Annotated in this window: 19 protein-coding genes and 1 pseudogene; 9 read left to right on the plus strand and 11 right to left on the minus strand. The window is 64.2% G+C overall.

All coding sequences use genetic code 11. From position 1 onward, the window contains the following. Positions 1-2: 2 nt before the first annotated feature. The 3 genes from BLT09_RS18070 to BLT09_RS18080 all read left to right on the plus strand — a co-directional run bounded on the left by BLT09_RS18070 (position 3) and on the right by BLT09_RS18080 (position 2,549). On the plus strand, positions 3-1,055 hold the full coding sequence (locus BLT09_RS18070) for an ABC transporter permease subunit (RefSeq protein WP_091595250.1): 1,053 nt from the start codon (positions 3-5) through the stop codon (positions 1,053-1,055). Continuing rightward, positions 1,048-1,803, plus strand: coding sequence for an ATP-binding cassette domain-containing protein (locus BLT09_RS18075; protein WP_091595252.1), 756 nt, complete (start codon positions 1,048-1,050; stop codon positions 1,801-1,803). The genes BLT09_RS18070 and BLT09_RS18075 overlap by 8 nt, the downstream gene beginning before the upstream one ends. 491 nt (positions 1,804-2,294) lie before the next feature. Further along, a complete protein-coding gene (locus BLT09_RS18080) occupies positions 2,295-2,549 on the plus strand; it encodes a DUF768 domain-containing protein (RefSeq protein WP_091595254.1) in 255 nt (84 codons plus the stop codon). A 60-nt stretch (positions 2,550-2,609) separates the two neighbouring features. On the opposite strand, the gene BLT09_RS18085 is transcribed toward BLT09_RS18080, so the two are convergent. Next, positions 2,610-3,743, minus strand: coding sequence for a DmpA family aminopeptidase (locus BLT09_RS18085; RefSeq protein ID WP_091595342.1), 1,134 nt, complete (start codon positions 3,741-3,743; stop codon positions 2,610-2,612). 9 nt (positions 3,744-3,752) lie between these two features. Further along, entirely contained in the window at positions 3,753-5,318 is a 1,566-nt protein-coding gene (xseA, locus tag BLT09_RS18090) for an exodeoxyribonuclease VII large subunit (RefSeq protein WP_091595256.1), read from the minus strand. A gap of 115 nt (positions 5,319-5,433) precedes the next feature. Here xseA and BLT09_RS18095 point away from each other — a divergent pair, with 115 nt between their 5' ends. Beyond that, the gene (locus BLT09_RS18095) at positions 5,434-7,647 is read left to right on the plus strand and encodes a putative bifunctional diguanylate cyclase/phosphodiesterase (RefSeq protein ID WP_091595258.1); all 2,214 of its coding nucleotides are present in this window, start codon (positions 5,434-5,436) and stop codon (positions 7,645-7,647) included. 3 nt (positions 7,648-7,650) lie between these two features. On the opposite strand, the gene BLT09_RS18100 is transcribed toward BLT09_RS18095, so the two are convergent. Continuing rightward, a complete protein-coding gene (locus tag BLT09_RS18100; protein WP_091595260.1) occupies positions 7,651-8,601 on the minus strand; it encodes a LysR substrate-binding domain-containing protein in 951 nt (316 codons plus the stop codon). A 233-nt stretch (positions 8,602-8,834) separates the two neighbouring features. Between BLT09_RS18100 and BLT09_RS18105 the strand changes: the two genes are divergently transcribed. After that, positions 8,835-9,119 carry a DUF1127 domain-containing protein gene (locus BLT09_RS18105; RefSeq protein ID WP_091595344.1) on the plus strand — a complete coding sequence of 95 codons (285 nt, stop codon included), beginning with the start codon at positions 8,835-8,837 and terminating at the stop codon, positions 9,117-9,119. 137 nt (positions 9,120-9,256) lie between these two features. Here BLT09_RS18105 and BLT09_RS18110 read toward each other — a convergent pair whose 3' ends face one another. The 5 genes from BLT09_RS18110 to BLT09_RS18135 all read right to left on the minus strand — a co-directional run bounded on the left by BLT09_RS18110 (position 9,257) and on the right by BLT09_RS18135 (position 13,817). Next, a complete protein-coding gene (locus tag BLT09_RS18110; RefSeq protein ID WP_091595262.1) occupies positions 9,257-9,481 on the minus strand; it encodes a type II toxin-antitoxin system HicB family antitoxin in 225 nt (74 codons plus the stop codon). Positions 9,482-9,743: 262 nt separating this feature from the next. Beyond that, a complete protein-coding gene (locus tag BLT09_RS18120; RefSeq protein WP_091595266.1) occupies positions 9,744-10,628 on the minus strand; it encodes a DUF937 domain-containing protein in 885 nt (294 codons plus the stop codon). Positions 10,629-10,742: 114 nt separating this feature from the next. Beyond that, positions 10,743-12,116 carry a glutamate--cysteine ligase gene (locus tag BLT09_RS18125; RefSeq protein WP_091595268.1) on the minus strand — a complete coding sequence of 458 codons (1,374 nt, stop codon included), beginning with the start codon at positions 12,114-12,116 and terminating at the stop codon, positions 10,743-10,745. Between the two features lie 257 nt (positions 12,117-12,373). Beyond that, complete coding sequence (locus BLT09_RS18130; RefSeq protein ID WP_091595270.1) at positions 12,374-13,108, minus strand: 16S rRNA (uracil(1498)-N(3))-methyltransferase; 735 nt, start codon at positions 13,106-13,108, stop codon at positions 12,374-12,376. A 31-nt stretch (positions 13,109-13,139) separates the two neighbouring features. Then, positions 13,140-13,817: a hypothetical protein gene (locus BLT09_RS18135; protein WP_091595272.1), complete on the minus strand. Its 678-nt coding sequence runs from the start codon at positions 13,815-13,817 to the stop codon at positions 13,140-13,142. A gap of 87 nt (positions 13,818-13,904) precedes the next feature. Here BLT09_RS18135 and BLT09_RS18140 point away from each other — a divergent pair, with 87 nt between their 5' ends. Together BLT09_RS18140 and BLT09_RS35490 are read left to right on the plus strand one after the other, a co-directional pair. Beyond that, positions 13,905-14,603, plus strand: coding sequence for a type 1 glutamine amidotransferase (locus BLT09_RS18140; protein WP_091595346.1), 699 nt, complete (start codon positions 13,905-13,907; stop codon positions 14,601-14,603). Between the two features lie 283 nt (positions 14,604-14,886). After that, a complete protein-coding gene (locus BLT09_RS35490; protein WP_258124092.1) occupies positions 14,887-15,018 on the plus strand; it encodes a hypothetical protein in 132 nt (43 codons plus the stop codon). Positions 15,019-15,023: 5 nt separating this feature from the next. On the opposite strand, the gene BLT09_RS18150 is transcribed toward BLT09_RS35490, so the two are convergent. The 3 genes from BLT09_RS18150 to BLT09_RS18160 are packed head-to-tail and all read right to left on the minus strand — an operon-like array spanning position 15,024 to position 17,821. Then, the gene (locus tag BLT09_RS18150) at positions 15,024-15,797 is read right to left on the minus strand and encodes a metallophosphoesterase (protein ID WP_091595348.1); all 774 of its coding nucleotides are present in this window, start codon (positions 15,795-15,797) and stop codon (positions 15,024-15,026) included. Positions 15,798-15,831: 34 nt separating this feature from the next. Further along, entirely contained in the window at positions 15,832-16,968 is a 1,137-nt protein-coding gene (locus BLT09_RS18155; protein WP_091595276.1) for an alpha-hydroxy acid oxidase, read from the minus strand. Positions 16,969-17,017: 49 nt separating this feature from the next. Next, entirely contained in the window at positions 17,018-17,821 is an 804-nt protein-coding gene (locus tag BLT09_RS18160; protein ID WP_091595278.1) for a FadR/GntR family transcriptional regulator, read from the minus strand. A 198-nt stretch (positions 17,822-18,019) separates the two neighbouring features. On the opposite strand from BLT09_RS18160, the gene BLT09_RS18165 reads away from it, so the two are divergent. Both BLT09_RS18165 and BLT09_RS18170 read left to right on the plus strand, forming a co-directional pair. Then, positions 18,020-19,363 (plus strand): DUF3422 family protein, encoded by a 1,344-nt coding sequence (locus BLT09_RS18165; protein WP_091595280.1) that lies wholly within the window; start codon positions 18,020-18,022, stop codon positions 19,361-19,363. A 184-nt stretch (positions 19,364-19,547) separates the two neighbouring features. Beyond that, positions 19,548-19,812, plus strand: a pseudogene (locus tag BLT09_RS18170) (hypothetical protein); the annotation flags it as partial.

Genomic DNA, 19,812 nt, shown 5'->3' on the forward strand with positions numbered 1-19,812 from the left:
TCATGACTTCAACATCGCCAACCGAAACGCATGTCGCTCCTCAGGCGGATCACGGTGATCCGGCCAGGAGTTGGCTCGCACGCATCGCCGAAGGACGCGCCTGGCTGTTCCTCGCCGGCCTGATCATCTGTTTCGAGGTCTGGTCGAGGCTCTCCTTCGGCGCGACCTTCGTGCTCAACCCGTTCAACGTGCAGTCCATTGCGATATTCGCCGTGGCGCCGTTGCTGCTGGCGACCGGGCAGACCTTCGTCATCATTTCGGGAGGCATCGACCTCTCGCTGGGCTTCATCATGGGTCTGGCGGCCGTCGTCGCCGCCCATGCCACGAATATGGCCGGCGTCGCCATGCCGGTGCCTCTGGCCATGATGCTGGGCATTCTGGCGGCAGTGATCGTCGCCGGCGTGCCTGGCGTCATCAATGGCTTGCTGATCTCGCGCCTCAGAATTCCCCCTTTCATCGGCACGCTTGGCATGTTTGGCGTGGCGCGCGGCGCTGCATTCCTGCTGGCCGGCGGCACGACGGTGCCGGTCCAGAATTCCTGGTTTGCGCTGCTTGGCAACGGCAGGTTCTACGGTGTGCCTTATCTCGTCATCATTGCCGCGGTCTTTGTCGTGGTGATGCACTACATCCTGAGCCAGACCCGGTTCGGCCAGCACAACTACGCCATCGGCGCCAATGTGCAGGCTGCGAGTCGCGCCGGCATCGACATCAAGGGCCACATCCTGCGCCTCTACGTGCTTTCGGCGATGTGTGCCGGCCTCGGTGGCGCGCTCTATGCCGCGCGCTTCACCGCGGGCGCCGCCCAGGCCGGCGAACCCTTGCTGCTCGACAGCGTCGCAGCCGTGGTGATCGGCGGCGCCAGCCTGTTCGGTGGCTCCGGCACCATTTTTGGGACGGTCGCCGGCGCCTTGGTGATCGCGGTCATTCAATACGGGCTGGTCTTCGTCAATGTCGAGCCGTTCTGGCAGTTCATCGCCGTCGGCCTCGTCATCATCATCTCCGTCCTTATCGACCAGGCGCAGCGCCGGTTCAGTGGAGCTCGCCAGGATGAATAGTTCCGAACAAACCGCCCCCCTTCTCGAAGTCCGGCACCTTTCCAAGCATTTCGGCGCGGTGCAGGCGCTGAACGATTTCTCCATGGCCGTTGGGCCGGGCGAAGTGGTGGCGCTGGCCGGAGACAACGGCGCCGGCAAGACGACGCTGATCAAGGCGATATCGGGCGTCTTTCAGCCGACCGGCGGTGAAATTCTGCTGCGGGGGCAGCCGGTCACCTTCGCGACGCCGCAGGAGGCGCGCGAAAAAGGCATCGAGACCATTTACCAGGATCTCGCTCTCGCCGACAATCTGTCCATCGGCGCCAATATCTTCCTCGGCCGTGAACCCATGCGCAAAGTTTTTGGTTTCTTGCCGGTGCTCGATCGCAAGGCGATGGCCGTCGCCGCCAAGCAGACCATGGGGCGGCTGGACTTCCATGTCAGCCGGCTCGACGCCCCGGTCAGCAATTTCTCCGGCGGTCAACGGCAGGCCGTTGCCATCGGCCGGGCCGTCTATTGGGATGCGCAGATCCTGATCATGGACGAACCGACCGCGGCCCTCGGCGTGCCGGAGCAGCGCAAGGTCATTTCGCTCATCCACCAGCTCAAGGCGCAAGGCCGGGGGGTGATCTTCATCTCGCACAATCTGCAGGATATTTTCGCCGTTTCCGACCGCATCGTCGTGCTGCGCCGCGGCATCCAGGCCGGCGAGCGCAAGATCTCTGAGACCAATCATGACGAAGTCGTCAAGCTCATGGTTGGCGGATAGGCCGAGCGCCCGACCGACTTCCGGCGAAATATGCTCGCCCCCGACGATGACAAAATGCCATCCAGATACGCTCGGCGCGGCGGAAAGAAGCAGGTCGGCCAGCAGAGTCGACATTGCCTGAGGATGTCACTATATAGCGGCGGCTTTGGCCGCGTACCTTGGGTTGCGCAGCGAATGGCGCCGCAAACTTGCCGCGTAATGTGATACCTATTGTCATACAAATTGACTGGATTGCCGGAAAATAACAAGTAGAAACAATGGCGCGATCCGGGACCTGATCCCAGCCAACGGTGCCAGTCTGCTCAGGAAAATAGAATCTCCTTCAGAATTAGAATGTGCTCCTTGAACCTTCGATTTCCGTCAGCCCTGTGGAGCTTGGGCAAGATCGGCTTGCCGGGTGACGGCGACTCGGTTGGAATAGGAGCGTGCATCTTTTTGGGGATGCCGGCGTTTATGATTACCAACCGGCGCAGCCGCCAGGGAACAGCAGCATGAGCGAACACGCGATCGAGTTCTTGCAGGAGTGGATCGGCGAAAAGGTCCACTGCCAGTCCTCGCTGGACAGGATCGAGGAGCAGGCCGAGACCCTCGCCAAGGAATGCGCGGCGAAGGCGGCTGAGGCCGGCATACCGCTGGAGGATATCCAGGAAGAGGTCGGCGACATTCAGGAACTTATCGCGTCGAGGCTGGAAGAGGCGGCTGAGGCCGACCAGGACGAAAAGAATTCGGACAAGCCTGCCCAGTGACATGCCGACCCGGCGAAAGGCATCTATTCACCTGTGCGACGCGTGACACGCCGCATAGTTCTACTTTCCCTGCCTAGCCCCGAATTTGCTCTTGAGCCATGCCTTTGGCAGCGCCGGCACGAAATTGCCGTCGCGCCCGGTCATGTCGTCATTGGCGACCAGCGCATTGAGGATCGCTTCCTCCACACTCCCGATCACGGCGTCGAAGAACGGGTCGATGTCGGTATCCGGGATAAAATCGGCGCTGGCGATGCGGCCTGGCGGCGCCAGCGCCGCCTCGCGGTTGGCGGTCGAAAAGGCCAGGAAAATATCGCCCGAGCTGTGATAGCCGAAGCCGCCGGTCATGGCGACGCCGAGCGGCACCCGGCGTGCCAAGCGCTTCATCTGATGCGGCAGCAACGGCGCATCGGTGGCGACGATCCCGATGATCGAGCCCTTTTCGGCGCGCGGCGTGCTTTCGCGGATCGCCGGTTCGATGAGATCGGGCCCGGCGCGCAGGCCGCGAATGGTAAAATTGCTCCGCCTGCCGAAATTCGCCTGCACGAAGGCGCCGACCGTGTAGCGCCGGCCGTGCCATTCGACGAGGCGCGATGCCGTGCCGGAGCCTGCCTTGAAGTCGAAGGCGATCATGCCGGTGCCGCCGCCGACGCTGCCTTCCTCGATCGACCCGCTGGTCGCGCCATCGAGGGCCGCGGCGACATGCTCAAACCCGAGATGGTGGCCATTGATGTCGTTCAGGAAGCCGTCATAGGTTTCCGCCGCCACCGGCAGGCCCCAGCCGCTGTCGAGCGCGGCCGGCAGCACGCGCTGCATCCAGCGCAGCGTTCCGTCGCGTGAAACGCCGCAGGAATGCGTGTTGGTGATGGTGATCGGAAAATTGAAGGCACCGGTTTCCTCGATGATGTGCGAGCCGGTCAATTCGCCATTGCCGTTCTGGCCGAAAATGCCGGAAAAGACCGGCGTGGCCAGTTCGGCGCGCGGTCTGGGCAGGATGGCGGTCACGCCGGTGCGCACCGGCCCCTCGCCGACCACCAGCGCACCTTCGCCCGAAATCAGCGTCGAATAACCGACCGCAACGCCAGCCACATCGGTGATGGCGTTGAACAGTCCGGGCGTGCCGTCAAAACGAATGCCGAAGGCTCGCGCGCGCTGCTTGCCGGAAGGCGTCGTCTGGTGATGTGGATTGCCGGAAATCATCGGCACTCAAAACAGCGAGCCTTGGCTGCCAGGCTCCTTGGCTTTGGCGGCCGGCTTTGCAACAGTTTTCGGCCGTGCCGCGCCGCTGGTTGCAACCGCATCGGCGGTTCCGTCGGCGAACTCCAGCGAAAGTGCCATCCCCGGCGCCACTTCCGCCGCTTGCTTGATCACTGCGCCGTCGGCATCTTTCACCAGGGCGAAGCCGCGCGCCAGCACCGCCTTGTGCGACAGCGTCGCCAGCAGCCGGTCGGCCTGGGTCAGTTTCCCGCGCAAGCGCTCGAGCCGCACCGAAATCACCCGGTCCTGCCGCCGCGACAGCGCCGTCAGGGCATCTGCCTGCAATTTCTGCCGCCTTGCGAGCGGTGCCGGCGACAGCCGCGTCGCGGTGCGCGAAAACCGCGTTCGCCGCTCGCGCACGATGGCGAAGAACGCTGCTTGCGCGCGGCCAAGGTCACGGCCGGCCAGTGTGCGTGCCTCGTTCATGCGTCGCGACAGGGTGGCCGGCGTCAGCCGCTGCGCCTGAAGCCTGGCTCGCTTGCGCTGGACGCTGACGGACAGCGCCCGGCCGAGTCGGCTCGTCGCCTCGTCGAAACGCCGGCGCGGCAATGCCAGCAACTGGTCGGGCGAGGGCAGCGCCCGCGCGGCGGCACGCACCGCCTGGCGCTTGCGCTCGAAATTGCGCGATACCGCGGCCTTGAGCCGCGCACCAAGGCCGGCAAGCGTCACTTCGAGGTCGGCGCGTACGGGCACGGCGATTTCGGCGGCACCCGTCGGTGTCGGCGCCCGCACATCCGCCGCCAGGTCGATCAGCGTCCAGTCCGTTTCATGGCCGACGGCGGAAATCACCGGAATGCGCGAGGCGGCGACGGCGCGGGCCAGCGCCTCGTCATTGAACCCCCAAAGATCCTCGAGGCTGCCGCCGCCGCGCGCCACGATCAGCAGGTCGGGCTGCGGGATGACGCCATCCTGCGCCAGTCCGTTGAAGCCGTTGACGGCGGCGGTCACTTCGGCGCCGGCCGTTTCGCCCTGCACTCGCACCGGCCAGACCAGCACATGCAGCGGAAACCGGTCCTTGATCCGGTGGATGATGTCGCGGATGACAGAGCCTGTCGGCGAGGTGACGACGCCGATGACGCGCGGCATGAACGGCAGCAAGCGCTTGCGGCCGGCATCGAACAGGCCTTCGGACTGCAGCCGGCGCTTGCGCTCTTCCAGCAGTGCCATCAGCGCCCCGGCGCAGGCGGGCTCCAGATTGTCGATGACGATCTGGTATGTGGACTTTCCGGGATAGGTGGTGAGCCGGCCGGTGGCGATCACCTCCATGCCTTCTTCGGGGCGGAATTTCAGCCGGCCCATCGTGGTCTTCCAGACCACGGCGTCGAGCCGTGCGCGGTCGTCCTTGAGGCAGAAATAGGCATGGCCGGAGGAGTGCGGCCCGCGATAGCCTGATATTTCGCCGCGCACCCGCACATTGCCGAAGACGTCCTCGACCGTTCGCTTCAGCGCGCCGGAAATCTCGCTGACCGTGTATTCGGTGGCGTTGGTACGTGATTCGGATGCTGCGTCGCTCATTGGCCGATTGGGGGGCGGTTGTTGGCCGGCGTCAAGGCCGTCGCTCATAGCCGACGTCATAACTCGATCTTAACCCGATCTGATGACTGTGTGGAAAAGAGAGTGGCCAGGACGCATGAGCCGTCGTCTTCAACGCAGCCCATTAACGTTCCAGGTCACGCTGACGGTGATGGCGCTTGCCATTTTCGCGCTTGCCATGGTCGTCGGCTTTGGCTTTTACGCCACTGTGCAGGCGGATAGCGTCTCCCTCGAGCGGCAGAAAATCCTTTTCGCCAACGGAATGCGGGACCGGATCGCGGCGGTGGATCGCGAGCAGGAAAGCATCGCCGTCTGGGACGATTCCGTCATCAATGCCAAGGCCGGCAACGTGGACTGGATGATCGATAACATCAGCGTCTGGATGTATTCCTATTATGGGCATGATCGGGTCTACGTACTGGATGCCGCCGATCGTCCGGTCCATGCGATGCGTGAAGGAAACGTGCTGGCGCCGGCGCGCTACAGCGAGGATGAACCGGTTCTGTTGCCCACGGTCGAAAGGGTGCGCCGGTTGATCCGTGAGCCGGCGAAAGAAAACCTGGCCGGCGGTCCGGTCAAATTGGCCGCAGGGGATCTGGTGGAGCTTGACGGAAAACCTGCCATCCTCAGCATCATGCCGCTGGTGCCGAGTTCCGACCGCGTAATCCAGGCGCCTGGCAGCGAATACCTGCATATCTCGGTGGACTTCATCACCGACGCGTTGCTGGCCAAGATCGCCGGGCAATATCTGTTGGCGGGCGCCCGCCTGCTGCCGTTGTCGCAGCCGGTCGGCGGGGCTGCCATTCCGCTGGTCGACTCACGCGGCGTCATCCTGGCCTATGCCGGCTGGGATCAGGAGCGGCCCGGCAGCGCGCTTGTGCGCGAGGCAGGCCCAGCCCTGATCGGTGGCGCGCTGCTCGCGGCAGGTGTCCTGGCATTCCTGCTGCGCCGCCTCCGCCGTGCATCGTCGGCGCTGCAGACCAGTCAGGCCGAGGCGCAGTATCTCGCCTTCCACGACACGCTCACCGGCCTTCCCAACCGGGCGCTGTTCGAGGACCGGCTCCGGCGCGCTTTGCTCACGGCCAGTCACGAAACAGCCAAAGTGGCACTGCTTTATCTCGACCTCGACCGTTTCAAGCACGTCAACGACACGCTTGGCCATCCTGCCGGCGACGAGCTTGTCCGCCAGACCGCCGCGAGGCTCCAGCAGGCAATCCGGGAGGTCGACACGGTGGCACGGCTCGGCGGCGATGAGTTCGCCATGATCCTGATTGATGTTAACGACATCCGAGGCGCCGAAGATGTTTCGGAGGGTCTGCTTCAAAAGCTGCAGGAGCCGTTCAAGCTGGCCGACGACCAGGTTTTTGTCAGCGCCAGCATCGGCATAGCATTGTCGACCGGTCCGGATGCCGATGCGGACGACTTGCTGCGCAAGGCCGATATCGCGCTTTACGAAGCCAAGAAGAACGGCCGCGGCCGCTACCAGGTCTTCGCCGGCGACATGGACGACCTGCTGTTGCGCAAGCGCCAGGTTGAGAGCGAGCTTCGCCATGCCCTGAATGGCGGAACCGGGATCAAGCTGGCGTATCAGCCGATCTTTGCGGCGGACGGCAGTACGATCCTCGGTGCCGAGGCGCTCATCCGCTGGGGACATGAGGTCCACGGTGGCTTGCCGCCGGCACAATTCATCGCCATCGCCGAAGAACGTGGCATGATCGGCCAGCTTGGCAAATGGGTGCTGCAAGAGGCTTGCCGCTTCGCTGTCGGTACCGAATTGCCTTGGGTGGCCGTCAACGTGTCGCCGCTGCAACTGCGCGACACCGGTTTCGCCGAGCAGCTTGCGGCGGTTCTCGCCGAGACCGGATTGGCGCCAGGGCGCCTGCAGCTCGAGATCACCGAGGGCGTGCTGTTGGACAACAACGATACGACCAGGGCGGCTCTGGCTGCCTTGCGCCGGTCGGGGATCGCCATAGTGCTCGACGATTTCGGCACCGGCTATTCGTCGCTGAACTATCTGCGCCGCCACGCCATCGACAAGCTCAAGATCGACCGCTCCTTCGTGAACCTCCTCGGCCGCGACGAGAGTTCGGCGGCGATCGTCAGGGCGCTGGTCGATCTTGCCGACGCTCTTAACGTCGGCGTCACCGCGGAAGGCGTGGAGACCGAGGAGCAAAAGGCGCTGCTCGTCGCCATGGGCTGCCGAGAGTTTCAGGGCCACCTGCTGTCGCTGCCGCTGGAGCCGGCGCAATTGCTGCGGCTGGCCGGCCTTTTGCCCGGCAACGACAGCACGCCGGCAGCAGTTTCCGCCTGATCCTTACCAGCCCGGCACGATCTGGTTCGGCTTGCCCCGCTTCATCTTCGAAAAGGCCGCGAAGTCGAAGCTTCCCGTCTCTTCGCCGAGCGGCACGGAAATATTGTCGAGGCTTTCCGAAATGTGACGGGCCAGCGCGTCGACGATCTCCGGCCGCGACGTCTGGCCGCGCATGATGCCGATGCGGCAATCGGGCAGGGCGCCGAATCCGTCGGCGTCGCCCAGCACCCGCATGCCGGGGCGCAGCGCGCATTCCGGCAGCACCGAGATCGCCAGGCCGGAAAGCACCGCGGCGGTGATGACGGTTGCCGAGAAGCTGGTGAACAGGATGCGGTAGTCGCGGTTCTGCCGGTCGAGCACGTCGACCGCGGCCCGCCGCCAGATGCAGTTCGGCCGGCCGAAGGCCATCGGCAGAACGTCCTGTTCATGCGTCGCATGGTTGGACGAAGTCACCCACAGCAGCGGTTCGCGCCGCACCACTTCCGACTGGCCGTGCGCGTCACTATGCGTCACCAGTGCCAGATCGAGATTGCCGCGCTTGATATGCTCGACCAGCCCCGGCGTCGGCTCGCAGATCACGGTCAGTTCGACACGTGGGTTGGAACGGGCGAAGCGGGCCATGATCTCGGGCAGGAAGCGATCGGCATAGTCGTCCGGCGTGCCGATGCGGATCGTGCCTTCGAGCCGCCGGTCGTCGAAGGCGGCCAGCGTTTCCCGATTGAGGAACAGCAACCGTCTTGCGTAGGAGAGCAGCCTGTCGCCTTCCTCGGTCAGCCTGTTGGTGCGCCCGTCCTTTTCGAACAGCGGCTTGCCGATCCGCTCCTCCAGCCGGCGCATCTGCATGGACACCGCCGACTGGGTCCGATGCACCGCTTCCGCCGCGCGGGTGAAGCTGCCGGTGTCGACGATTGAGACGAAGGTCTGCAACTGATCGAGATCGAGTGGCGCTTTCATCGGTCTAATCCATCACTAGTGTTGATGCTAAAGATTAGAAACATTCGTTGGATTAATCAATCGAACGATGGCAAATTTACGACTGTCCACACGACGGCAATGCAGGTCGCCTAAAAGTGGTCACCGGTTTTAGGACAACGACCTGCATTTTCTAGGTGAATCGGGACCGGAACGGCCGCTGTTTCCAGCGCCGAACGCCCGTCTTCGTCCGTTCGAATATGAAGGAGACTGACATGGCTACGTTTGATTTCGCCACCGAGACTTCGCGCATCACGTCGCGTCCGGCTATTGCGACGCGCGTGGTCAACACCATCTCCAATGTCTATCGCGCTTGGAAAAACCGCCGCGCCTTCTATCGCCTTGGCGAGATGTCGGACGCCGAACTTGCCGACATCGGCTTGACGCGCGGCGATCTCCACGTCGCCATCGACGTGCCGTTCGGCCGCGATCCAACCGAGAGGCTTCGCGCCATCGCGGCCGATCGCACGGAAACGATCGAGGATCTTGCCCGCAGGTGACCTGATCGCGCTGGCTGCGTGCCCTTTCGGGCACGGCGCTAAAGGACTTCGCAGGCCCCACTCCCTGCCGGTTTCCCCGCCGGCCCGCCTGCGCACTGCCCGGTCCTCCCAAGGATCGGGCATTTTTCTTTTTGAAATCAGGCGAAGGCCAGCTTTCGCGACGGCCGCGGTACCGATCTACCAACTTCGTGCGCGGCTTCTATCCAGGATGATATGGCGTCCTGGACGTTCGCGATGGCCTCTTCAGGAGTATCGCCATCGCTCATGCAGCCGGGCAGGTCAGGTACCAGCGCCGAAAATCCGCCCCCGTCTTCTGTAGCCAGCGGTGCGATGACGACCGGATATTCAAGTTTTCCCGTCATGTCTCTTTGCCTCGTCGATGAATGCCACGAGTTTTCGAATATATACGGGTTTGATGGGGCGTTTGAAAGGCACGGTCAGAATGTCGGTCATTGCTGAATGATAGACCTTGTAATGCGACCCACCGGATCTTGGCGGCACACAATGGACGCCTGCCTCGTCACAAACTGCCTTTACATCCGATATTGACCAATCGCCGCGAGGGTTGCGGCGCATCTGCTCCAATCTTCTGCTCACAGGATCTCGACTCGGGTGCTTGCCACGCTAGCGCCGGTCCATGCCTCGCTTGAATTGTTCGAAGATCGATTCCACGCCCTTCTGGTAATCGTCACGCTGCTGCGCGCCCGCCTCGAACATCTTGCCGAACAAATCGTCGAACGGATTGCGTGGCCTGCCGCTCGGATTGGTCTGCGGCTGCGACGCTTCGCGTTGCTGCGGCGCTTCGCGCTGCGGCTGTTGCGCGCCGCCGCCGAACATGTCCTGCAGCACCTTGCCGAGCGGATTGTCGCCGTAGGGATTGGGCGCCTGCTGCGGCTGACCCTGCGGCTGCTGCGCGCCGCCGAACATGTCCTGCAGCATCTTGCCGAACGGATTGTCCATCGGGCCGGGCTGCGGCGCCTGGCGCTGTTGCGGTGCCGGCGCGCCGCCGCCGGCCTGCCGCATCATCTGCTCGATGATCTCGCCGAGCGGATTGTTACCGCCGCCGAATCCGCCTGCTGCCTGCATCTGGTTTGTGGTCTGCTTGAATAGGCCGCCCATCATCATCGAAGCCACCACCGGCAGCATCTGCTGCAAGATCTGCTGGCTGACGCCGCTCGCCTGCGCTGCCTGGCTGGCAACGGCGCGGGACAGGTCTTTCGAGCCGAACAGATGGCCAAGAATGCCGTTGCCTTCATCGACGCCCTGCGGCGAGAAGGCCCGGCTTGCGTCCTCGAAATATTTGGCGTGCTGGCCGCTGGCCATTGCTGTCATGAACGCGCCGAGCCCGTAGGGGTCGGAGGTGCTGCGCTTCAGCCCCTGTGAAAAGGCCGGCAGCAGCGCCTCGACCGCCGATTGCGCTTGCTGCTGCGAAAGGCCGAACTGTTGGGCCAGGGCCTGCATGCCGTTGCCGTTCTGCGCCTGCGCCAGAATGTCGAACAAGGAAGCCATTGGTTTTCTCCTCGGGAAAATCCTCGTAGGAGAGCCTACCGCATCGGCCCGAAAATCGGAATCGATTTCGGAAAGCGCGTTTCCCGAGCTGTCAGCCAAGCCGATAGCAAACGGCTAATACGCATACTCCATGAACACCGGCTCGATCGAGCCGCCCCAGCGCGTATGATAGGCGGAGAGCAGTTCCTCGGCGCTGGTGGTGCCGCGCGCGACGACTTCGTCCAGCGTGCTGAGGAACGACGTTTCGTCATAGCCGTCGCGGTTCTTGCGGCCGCGGTTCTTCAGCCCCATGCGCGAGATGACGAGCACGTCGCGGGCGATCTCGCGCAGTGTCGTGTTGCGGAACGGCGCCGAAATGCCCTGTTCCGGCACGGCGTTGCGCATCGCCAGCACCTCTTCATAGCTCCAGCTCGAGGTCAGCGCCTCGGCCGCGTCGAGCGCCGCGGCGTCATAGAGCAGCCCGACCCAGAAGGCCGGCAGCGCGCAGATGCGCCGCCACGGTCCGCCATCGGCGCCGCGCATTTCAAGGAAACGCTTCAATCGCACGTCGGGAAACAGCGTCGACAAATGGTTCGCCCAATCGCCCATCGTCGGCAGCCCGTCAGAAATCTCGTTGCGGGCCGCACCTGCCATGAACTGGCGGAAGGTGACGTGCGTCATGTCGTGGTAGTGGCCGTCGCGGATGACGAAGTACATCGGCACGTCGAGCGCCCATTCGACATAGTCGGCGAAGCCGAAATCGGGCGAGAAGCAGAAGTCGAGCAGTCCCGAGCGCTGATTGTCGGTGTCGCGCCAGATGTCGCCGCGCCAGCTCTGAAATCCGTTGGGCCGGCCCTCAGTGAACGGCGAGTTGGCGAACAGCGCCGTCGACAGCGGCTGCAGCTTCAGCGATACCTGCATCTTGCGGCGCATGTCGGCCTCACTCTCGAAGTCGAGATTCACCTGGATGGTGCAGGTGCGGTACATCATGTCGAGGCCCTTGCTGCCGACCTTGGGCATGTAGCGGGTCATGATCTCGTAGCGCGACTTGGGCATTTTCGGCGTCTCGGCCAGCGACCATTTCGGGCTGCCGCCGAGGCCGAGGAAGCGGATGCCCATCGGCTCGGCGATCTCGCGCACCTGCGCCAGATGCGCATTGCCCTCGCGGCAGGTCTGGTGGATCGTCTCCAGCGGCGCGCCGGACAGTTCGAACTGGCCGCCGGGTTCCAGCGAAATCGCGCCGCGGCCGGTCGGCTCGACCAGGCCGATGATGCGGCCGGCATCCATGATCGGATCCCAGCCGAGTTTTTCCTGCATGCCTTCGAGAATGGCGCGGATGCCGTGCTCGCCGCCATAGGGCACCGGCGCATTGCCGTCGACATAGAACGGGAATTTCTCGTGTTCGGTGCCGATGCGCCATTTGTCGCGCGGCTTGTTGCCTTCAGCCAGGTGCTCGACAAGCTCGTCGACGCCTTCGATCGGCCGGAAATCGGTTGTGTCGCGCGCCATTACAAGTCCTCTAGCACATGACCCCGAAAATCGGCTTCGATTTTCGGAAAGGATCATGTGCCCAATCAAGTGCTGCAGCGTCCTTTGCGCGTCCGAAAGGACGCGCGGCGCTGTAGGTGGTCGGACGACCGCCGGCGCTAGATGGACGAAATGTCAGTAGGCGATCAAGCGAAAAATCCTGAGCCACAGGGTAACGGGAATTGATTGGCTGCTTCTTCCTTCTCCCACAAGGCCCACAAGGGGAGAAGGGAAGTGCCTCACCAATCGCCGATTGTCGCCTGTATCACCGCCAGCGCCGCCACCGCAGCCGTGTCGGCGCGCAGGATACGCGGCCCGAGCGGAATGGCGGTGACGAAAGGCAGCGCCCGCAGCATCCTTCGTTCCTCGTCGGAAAACCCGCCCTCGGGGCCGACCAGCAGCCCGAGCTTCTTCTCCCGCACCGCCTGCAGCGCCGGCAGCGGATTGTTGGTGGAAGCATCCTCGTCGCAGTAGATCAACCGCCGCTCCTTGTCCCAGCCGGCCAGCAGGCGCTCGATTTTTTCCGCTTCGCGCACTTCCGGCACCGCAAGGATGCCGCATTGTTCGGCGGCCTCGACGACATTGGCGCGCAGCCGTTCGATGCCGGGCTTTGCCACCTGCGTGTGCTGGGTAATGACCGGCTGCAGGACGCCGGCGCCCATCTCGACCGCTTTCTGCACCAGATAGTCGAGCCGACCCTGCTTAAGCGGCGCAAAGCAGTAGACGAGATCGGGCAGCGGAGGCTGCGGCCGCTGCAAGGTCAGCACCTTCAGCCGCACCGTCTTTTTGGACCTGGCGGCGATAGAAGCCGACCATTCGCCGTCGCGGCCGTTGAACAACAGGATTTCGGCGCCCTCGCCGAGCCGCAGCACATGCATCAGGTAATGGCCCTGCTGCGGGCTCGCCTCGAACTCGATATCCGGTCCGAGGTCGTCCGGCACGAACAGCCGCTGCATCTTGTAATTGGCGCGCATCGCCGAGGAATGGGCGAGCCGGCTCGTGGCGTCAAGTCTCGGCCGAGGGATGCCACACTGGCACATAGCCTTGCCTCAGCACGGAAACGGTGGTTGCCGGCGTGAGCAGGCGGATTGGACGGTCGGCAAAACCGCCGAACCCCACGGGATCGCCGTCCACCGGATCGCCCCCCACACGATCATCATAGCCTGCGAACGACCAGTGCAGCGCCTTGCCGCCGCGCATCGCATAGGCATTGCCGCCGTCCGCAACCATGGCGCCGTCCGGCAACCCGGCAAGCTCTTCTACGGATACGACCGGTGCCTGCCCACCCGACGCCAGCCGCTCCCTATGCAGCCGCTTGTCGACCTGCGGTGCGCGCGGCGCGGCAATGCGGAAGGCCATGCCGAAGCGCCGGACGAAGTCCCTGGCCCGCTCGCGCCGGCAGAAGAAGCAGGGCCGATGCCCGGCCGAGAGTGCGGTCACCTCGTCCAGGAAAAACAATTCGGTCCAGCCGGCCTTGCCACCGTTCCGGTTGCGGCCCATCGGCTCGCGCCGCACATCGCGGAATCCGCATGCGCAGATGATCCAGGCCTGCAGAGCCCAGCGCTTTTTCAGCAGCGTCTTCGTTTCGGGGTCATGGATGATGCCGCGATTGCCCATGAACAGGCCGCGCTCCGGCACGGCGTGGATGACGCCGAACGGGTCGACCCGATTCTGCAGTGGCATAGCTTTCTCCCCGAATGCGTATCTTGGCCGGAATGACGGCGGCATGATATCGCTCGTCGCATCGTTTTCATGTCAGCAGGTTTTTCGATGCGGGTGCTGGTGGTCCAGAATTTCGACAGCGAGGGTCTTGGCCAGATCGGCGCGGCGCTTGTCGAGACAGGCGCCGATATCGATCTGCGCCGGCCCTATTGTGGCGAGATGCTGCCGCAGGACAGCGCTGCGCACGACGCCATGGTCGTGCTCGGCGGCGCCCAGAATGCGCTGGACGACGAGATCTGCCCGTATTTTCCTGAACTTCTCGACCTGACGCGCGATTTCGCCGGCAAGGATCGCGCCGTGCTCGGTATCTGCCTTGGCAGCCAACTGGTGGCGCGCGCCTTCGGCGGCGAGAACCGGATCGGCGGCGCCTCGGAATTCGGCTGGCACAAGGTCTCGCTCACGCCGGCGGCGACGGCCGATCCGGTGCTCGCTGCGCTGCCCGAAAATTTCCCGATCTTCGAATGGCACGACGACACCTTTGTCTTGCCCGAAAATGCCGTGCGGCTCGCCGGCAACGACGTCGCCGAGAACCAGGCGTTTCGCATCGGCCGCGCCGTCTATGGCTTCCAGTTCCATTTCGAGGCGGATCGGCCGATGGTCCGCGACTGGAGCGCATCCTTCGCATCGCTCATTGCCGAACGGCACCCGGACTGGAGCGATCGGCTCGATGACGAAATGGCCCGCCACGGAGCGGCTGCCGATGCCGCCGGGCTGGCCATCGCCCGCGCCTGGGTGGCGACGATCTGATCAGTCAGTATCGACGTTGCATATTTGGCACGCCGGCAAAAATCCGCTGTGGACAGCATGTTTCGTGCTTGGCTTGTGGCCGCCCGCCACCCTAGAAGGCACCCGCTCTGCATCGTCCGTGCAACGCGATGAACCTTTTGGGTCACTCGCGCGACACATCGCCGATACAGAACATGCCTAAAAGCGCGAAATCGTCGAAACTTTAAGACGCATTTTCCGTTTCAACCCATTCGTAACCCGCCCCGTGCACAGATGCAGGAAGCCTAACCAAGAGATGACGTCCGTGAAAGCAGCGCTTCTATCCTTTGTCATGTTGTCGGCCATAGTGTTGTGCGGCTTCGGCACCTACGCCGGCGACGCAGCCAACAACCACAACGCCGTCGACGGCTACGGCGTCACCGCCGCGCTTCGCTAAGCGCTTTAACCCCTCTCGCCTGACACCACCAGGATACGCTTGTCGACACCGTCGACGACGAGCGCGCTGAGGTTTCCCGTCTGGTAGGCGAGCGTGTCGATATTGACGCGGTTGACCATCACCTCGGCCTCCGGCACCGGCGTGTGGCCATGCACCACGATTTTTGGATGCAGGCCGGAATGATTGTGGAAGACATCGCGGATCCAGATCAGGTCCTGCGCGCTCTGACTTTCCAGCGCAATGCCCGGCCGGATGCCGGCATGGCAGAAGAAGAAGTCGCCGAAGGTCAGTGAAAACGGCAGCGACTGCAGGAACTCGACATGGCTTTTCGGCACGGCCTCGACAAGTGCTACATGGCCTTGCCGCAGTGCCGCCTCGGACCTGCCGAACCACGCGCCGCCACCTTCATTGAGCGCTACGCCATAGGATTGCGCGGTCTGGATGCCGCCATAGCGCATGAAAAGCCCGTCCGCATCGGGAGTGTCGAGGAAGTCTAGGAAGCCGATGTCGTGGTTGCCGGCGAGCATCAGGTGGCGCGGGTCGCGTTTTCGCACTTCGATCAGGAAATCGATGACGCCCTTGGAGTCGGGGCCGCGGTCGACATAGTCGCCGAGATGGACGACACGCCAGTCGACCGGCCGCGCCTGGCTGATCTCGGCCGCAATCCGGCGGTACATGGCGGCGAGCAGGTCGAGCCGGCCATGCACGTCGCCGACCGCATAGATGCGCATGCCTTCCGGTCCGCGCGCGTCGAGAAAGTGGATGCCGGGGGCAGTCAATGCTTCCATCTCCGTGATCATGCCGCCACGGGAGTCAACGCCGAAGCTGATCCTTGCCCATGTCGGTCACCAGACGCTTTCCGCACAGTGCCAGCGTTATGTCCATCTCCTTGTGGATGATTTCCAAGGCTTTGGTGACTCCATCCTTGCCGAGCGCGCCGAGGCCGTAGAGGAAAGGCCGGCCGATATAGGTGCCCTTGGCGCCGAGACACAGCGCCTTCAGCACGTCCTGGCCAGAGCGGATGCCGCCATCCATATGCACTTCGATCGTGTCGCCGACCGCGTCGGCGATTTCTTCCAGCGCCGAGATCGACGACGGCGCGCCGTCGAGCTGGCGTCCGCCATGATTGGAGACGATGATCGCGTCGGCGCCGGTCTTGGCCGCCATCAGCGCGTCCTCCTTGTCGAGGATGCCCTTCAGGATCAGCTTGCCGCCCCAGCGCTCCTTGATCCAGGCGACGTCCTTCCACGACAGATGCGGATCGAATTGCTCCGTCGTCCACGACGACAGCGAGTTGAGGTCGCCGACGCCCTTGGCGTGGCCGACGATGTTGCGAAAAGTCCGGCGCTTGGTGCCGGCCATGCCAAGGCACCAGCCCGGCCTGGTCGCCACCTGCCAGACATGCTTCGGCGTGAAGCGCGGCGGCGCCGACAGCCCGTTGCGGATGTCCTTGTGGCGCTGGCCCAGGATCTGCAGGTCGAGCGTCAGCACCAGGGCCGAGCACTTCGCCGCCTTCGCCCTGTCGATGAGACTGAGGACGAAATCCTTGTCGCGCAGCACATAGAGCTGGAACCAGAACGGCTTCCTGGTCACCGATGCGACATCCTCGATCGAGCAGATGCTCATCGTCGACAGCGTGAACGGCACGCCGAATTCCTCCGCCGCCTGCGCCGCCAGCATCTCGCCGTCGGGGTGCTGCATGCCGGTCATGCCGGTCGGCGCCAGCGCCACCGGCATCGCCACCTTCTCGCCGATCATGGTCGATTCCAGCGAGCGGTTGCTCATGTCGACCAGCACGCGCTGGCGGAACTTGATCTTTTGGAAATCCTCCTCATTGGCCCGGTAGGTGCTTTCGGTCCATCCACCGGAATCGGCATAGTCGAAGAACATCTTCGGCACGCGGCGGCGCGCCAGGTCCTTGAGATCGGCGATGGTGAGGATCATGCTCATGGGCTTCCCGCTGATGGTTCGCTAATTCGTCGCAATTCTTGGCCCGCTCTCACGAGCGTTTCCGTGCCGGCTCGCTGTCGCCGGCTTCGGAGCGCTGCATCAGCCTCAGCCGCGACACGCGTTGCCAGTCGCCGCTGCGCTCGGCCTCGGCCATGGTCCGTTCGACATGGGTGATGTGGTCCATCGCCGCCTGCCGCGCGGCCGCCGGATCGCCGGCCTGGATCGCTGCGTAGATCGCCCGGTGCTGCGAAAGCAGCGCCTCGCGCGCGCCCGGCACGTTGAACACCAGGAGCCGGTTCTGGAAGACGCCCTCCGACAGCAGCCGGTAGCACGAGCGCAGCGTGTGCAACAGAATGATGTTGTGCGCGCATTCGCAGATCGCGTGGTGGAACTCGACGTCGATTTCCGCCTCGTCGTCGAAATTGCCGGTCCGGTGCGCCTCGTCCATGCGCGCCATGATGCGATCGAGCAGCGCCAGGTCGTCTGATGTGGCGCGCCGCGCCGCATACTCGGCCGCCACCGCCTCGATCTCGCGGCGGTATTCCAGATAGTCGGTCGCCGCCTTGCGGTGCATGGAGATCAAGTCCGTCACCGGCTTGGTGAACAGCTGGCCGATGACGTCGGCGACATGGGTGCCGCCGCCGGGCCGGGTCGTCAAAAGCCCGCGCCCCTCCAGCGCCTTCAGCGCATCGCGCAGGATCGGCCGCGACACCTCGAACCGGCGCGCCAGTTCGCGCTCGCCCGGCAGCCTGTCGCCGGTGCGCAGAACGCCTTCGAGGATCAGACTCTCGATCTGCTGCACCACCTCGTCGGCGGTGCGGGAATGCTCGATCCTGGAGAAAATGTCGCTCAACGGGGGTGGCCTGGGGATTGAACCGGTGTCGCGCAGGATAAAGCCAGTGTCGGCAACTGGTCAAATTATTTATCCAGTTTGCCCGCTTGGCCGGGGCCGACGTCGTCCCGGCATATCGCTTTCGGCTAATTTGTCGTTTGCGTGCCCCGGCAATTGGCTCTAGAGGGACGCGAGTGCACCAGGCCCGGGGGACCAGCCGTGGCAGATGACCCGTCCAATCCAAAATTCCAGCCGCGCGTCGAAGGCAGCGTCATGGGTTTTCCCGCGCATGAGGGACGGCCTGGCGCGCTCGGCGAGGTTCACGCCCGTCCGCATCCGCTGGTCGAGAAGCCGCGCGTGCTGGTGCAGCTTTCGTTCATGACCGAAGCCGGCTCCGGCGTCGACCAGGCAGTGCTTTCCGAACTGTCGCGGCGCCTCGGCATCGCCGCGCCTGACCCGCATGCCCGCCACCACGCGATGAAGTGGGGCAAGGGCTCGCTGCGCTGGGAACGGCACACGGAATTCTCCACCTATCTGTGGGAAGGACCGCTCTCGGAGAGCGGCCAGCGCCAGGAAGGTTCGCCTTTCGGCAACGGGTTTTCGCCGCCGGGAACGGTGATTTCCGGCATCAGGCTCGAAATCCGCAAATGGACGCAGGCGAGCGAAAGGCTGATCGCTGGCTTCGACCCGACCAGCCTGTGCTATTCGCTGGTCGAGCGCGGCAACGCCGCCATCGTCACCGATTTCCGCCAGGACGGTGACGGCATGACCCGCATGCTGGTGCTCGACCGCGGCCTGACGCCGGCACGCACCGGCGCGCTGGCGCAGCGGCTGATCGATATCGAGACCTACCGCACGCTGGCCATGCTTGGCCTGCCGCTGGCGTTGATGCTGTCCGGTCGCGCGCGCCGCATCGAAGACAGGTTGGCGCAGACCACGCTGGAAATGAAGGTCGCCGAAACCCGCGACAACCAGACGCTGCTTGCCGACCTGACCGAGCTTGCCGCCGAACTGGAGGCCGATGCAGCCTCCAGCCTCTATCGCTTCGGCGCCAGCCGCGCCTATGACGGCATCGTCCGCGAACGGCTGGAGGCGCTGGAGGAAGAGGCGGTGCCCGGCTACGACACCTGGGGCGGCTTCCTGCAGCGCCGCGTCGCCCCCGCCATGCGCACCTGCCGTTCGGTCGAGGAGCGTCAGGCCAATCTGTCGACCAAGCTCACCCGTGCCACCACGCTGCTGCGCACCTGGGTCGACGTCGAGGTCGAGAAGCAGAACCGCGACCTGCTGGCGTCGATGAACAACCGCGCCCGCCTGCAATTGCGGCTACAGCAGACGGTGGAGGGTCTCTCGGTCGCCGCCGTCTCCTACTACGTCGTCGGGCTCATCGGCTATCTCGCCAAGGGCGCCTCGATCTTCGGCCATGCCGTCGCGCCCGAGGTCGTCACCGCCGCCTCGGTGCCGCTCGCCATCCTGCTGGTCTGGTGGGGCGTGCGCCGAGTGCGCCGCCTGCACTCCGAATCCGCCAAGCCGGCAGGCGAGCAGGCAGGCAATCTCCCACCTTGAGGGGGAGATGTCGCCGAAGGCGACAGAGGGGTCGTCTCGCGTGGAGCGCCAACCCCTTTTCGCGGCCGGACACGACGTCGGCGATTTATGTGAGACGCCCCCCTCTGGCCGCCATCTCCCCCTCGAGGGCATGTGCGCTAAGATAGGAGTTGCAGCGGGGAATCGGTTGTGATTCTACGCTGCGATGACTCACGAATCGCTTGTAGATGACGGCTGGACCGAGACGATTGAGCTTCTCGGCGGTGAAGAGTTGATCGCAGGGAGTGCTCGCGAGACGAAGGCATTCCTGCGACCGCGGGGCGTCAGGTCGGCTACTGATCTGTTGCGCCTGACACTGGCTTACTGCCTTGGCAAGGTGGGCATGCGGGGCGTCGTGGCCTGGGCGGCGGCGAGCGGGATCGCCGACATCTCGGACGTGGCGTTGCTCGGCCGGCTGCGCAACGCAGGGC

The organism is Mesorhizobium muleiense (assembly GCF_900099905.1).
In the GTDB taxonomy this organism is placed as follows: domain Bacteria; phylum Pseudomonadota; class Alphaproteobacteria; order Rhizobiales; family Rhizobiaceae; genus Mesorhizobium; species Mesorhizobium muleiense.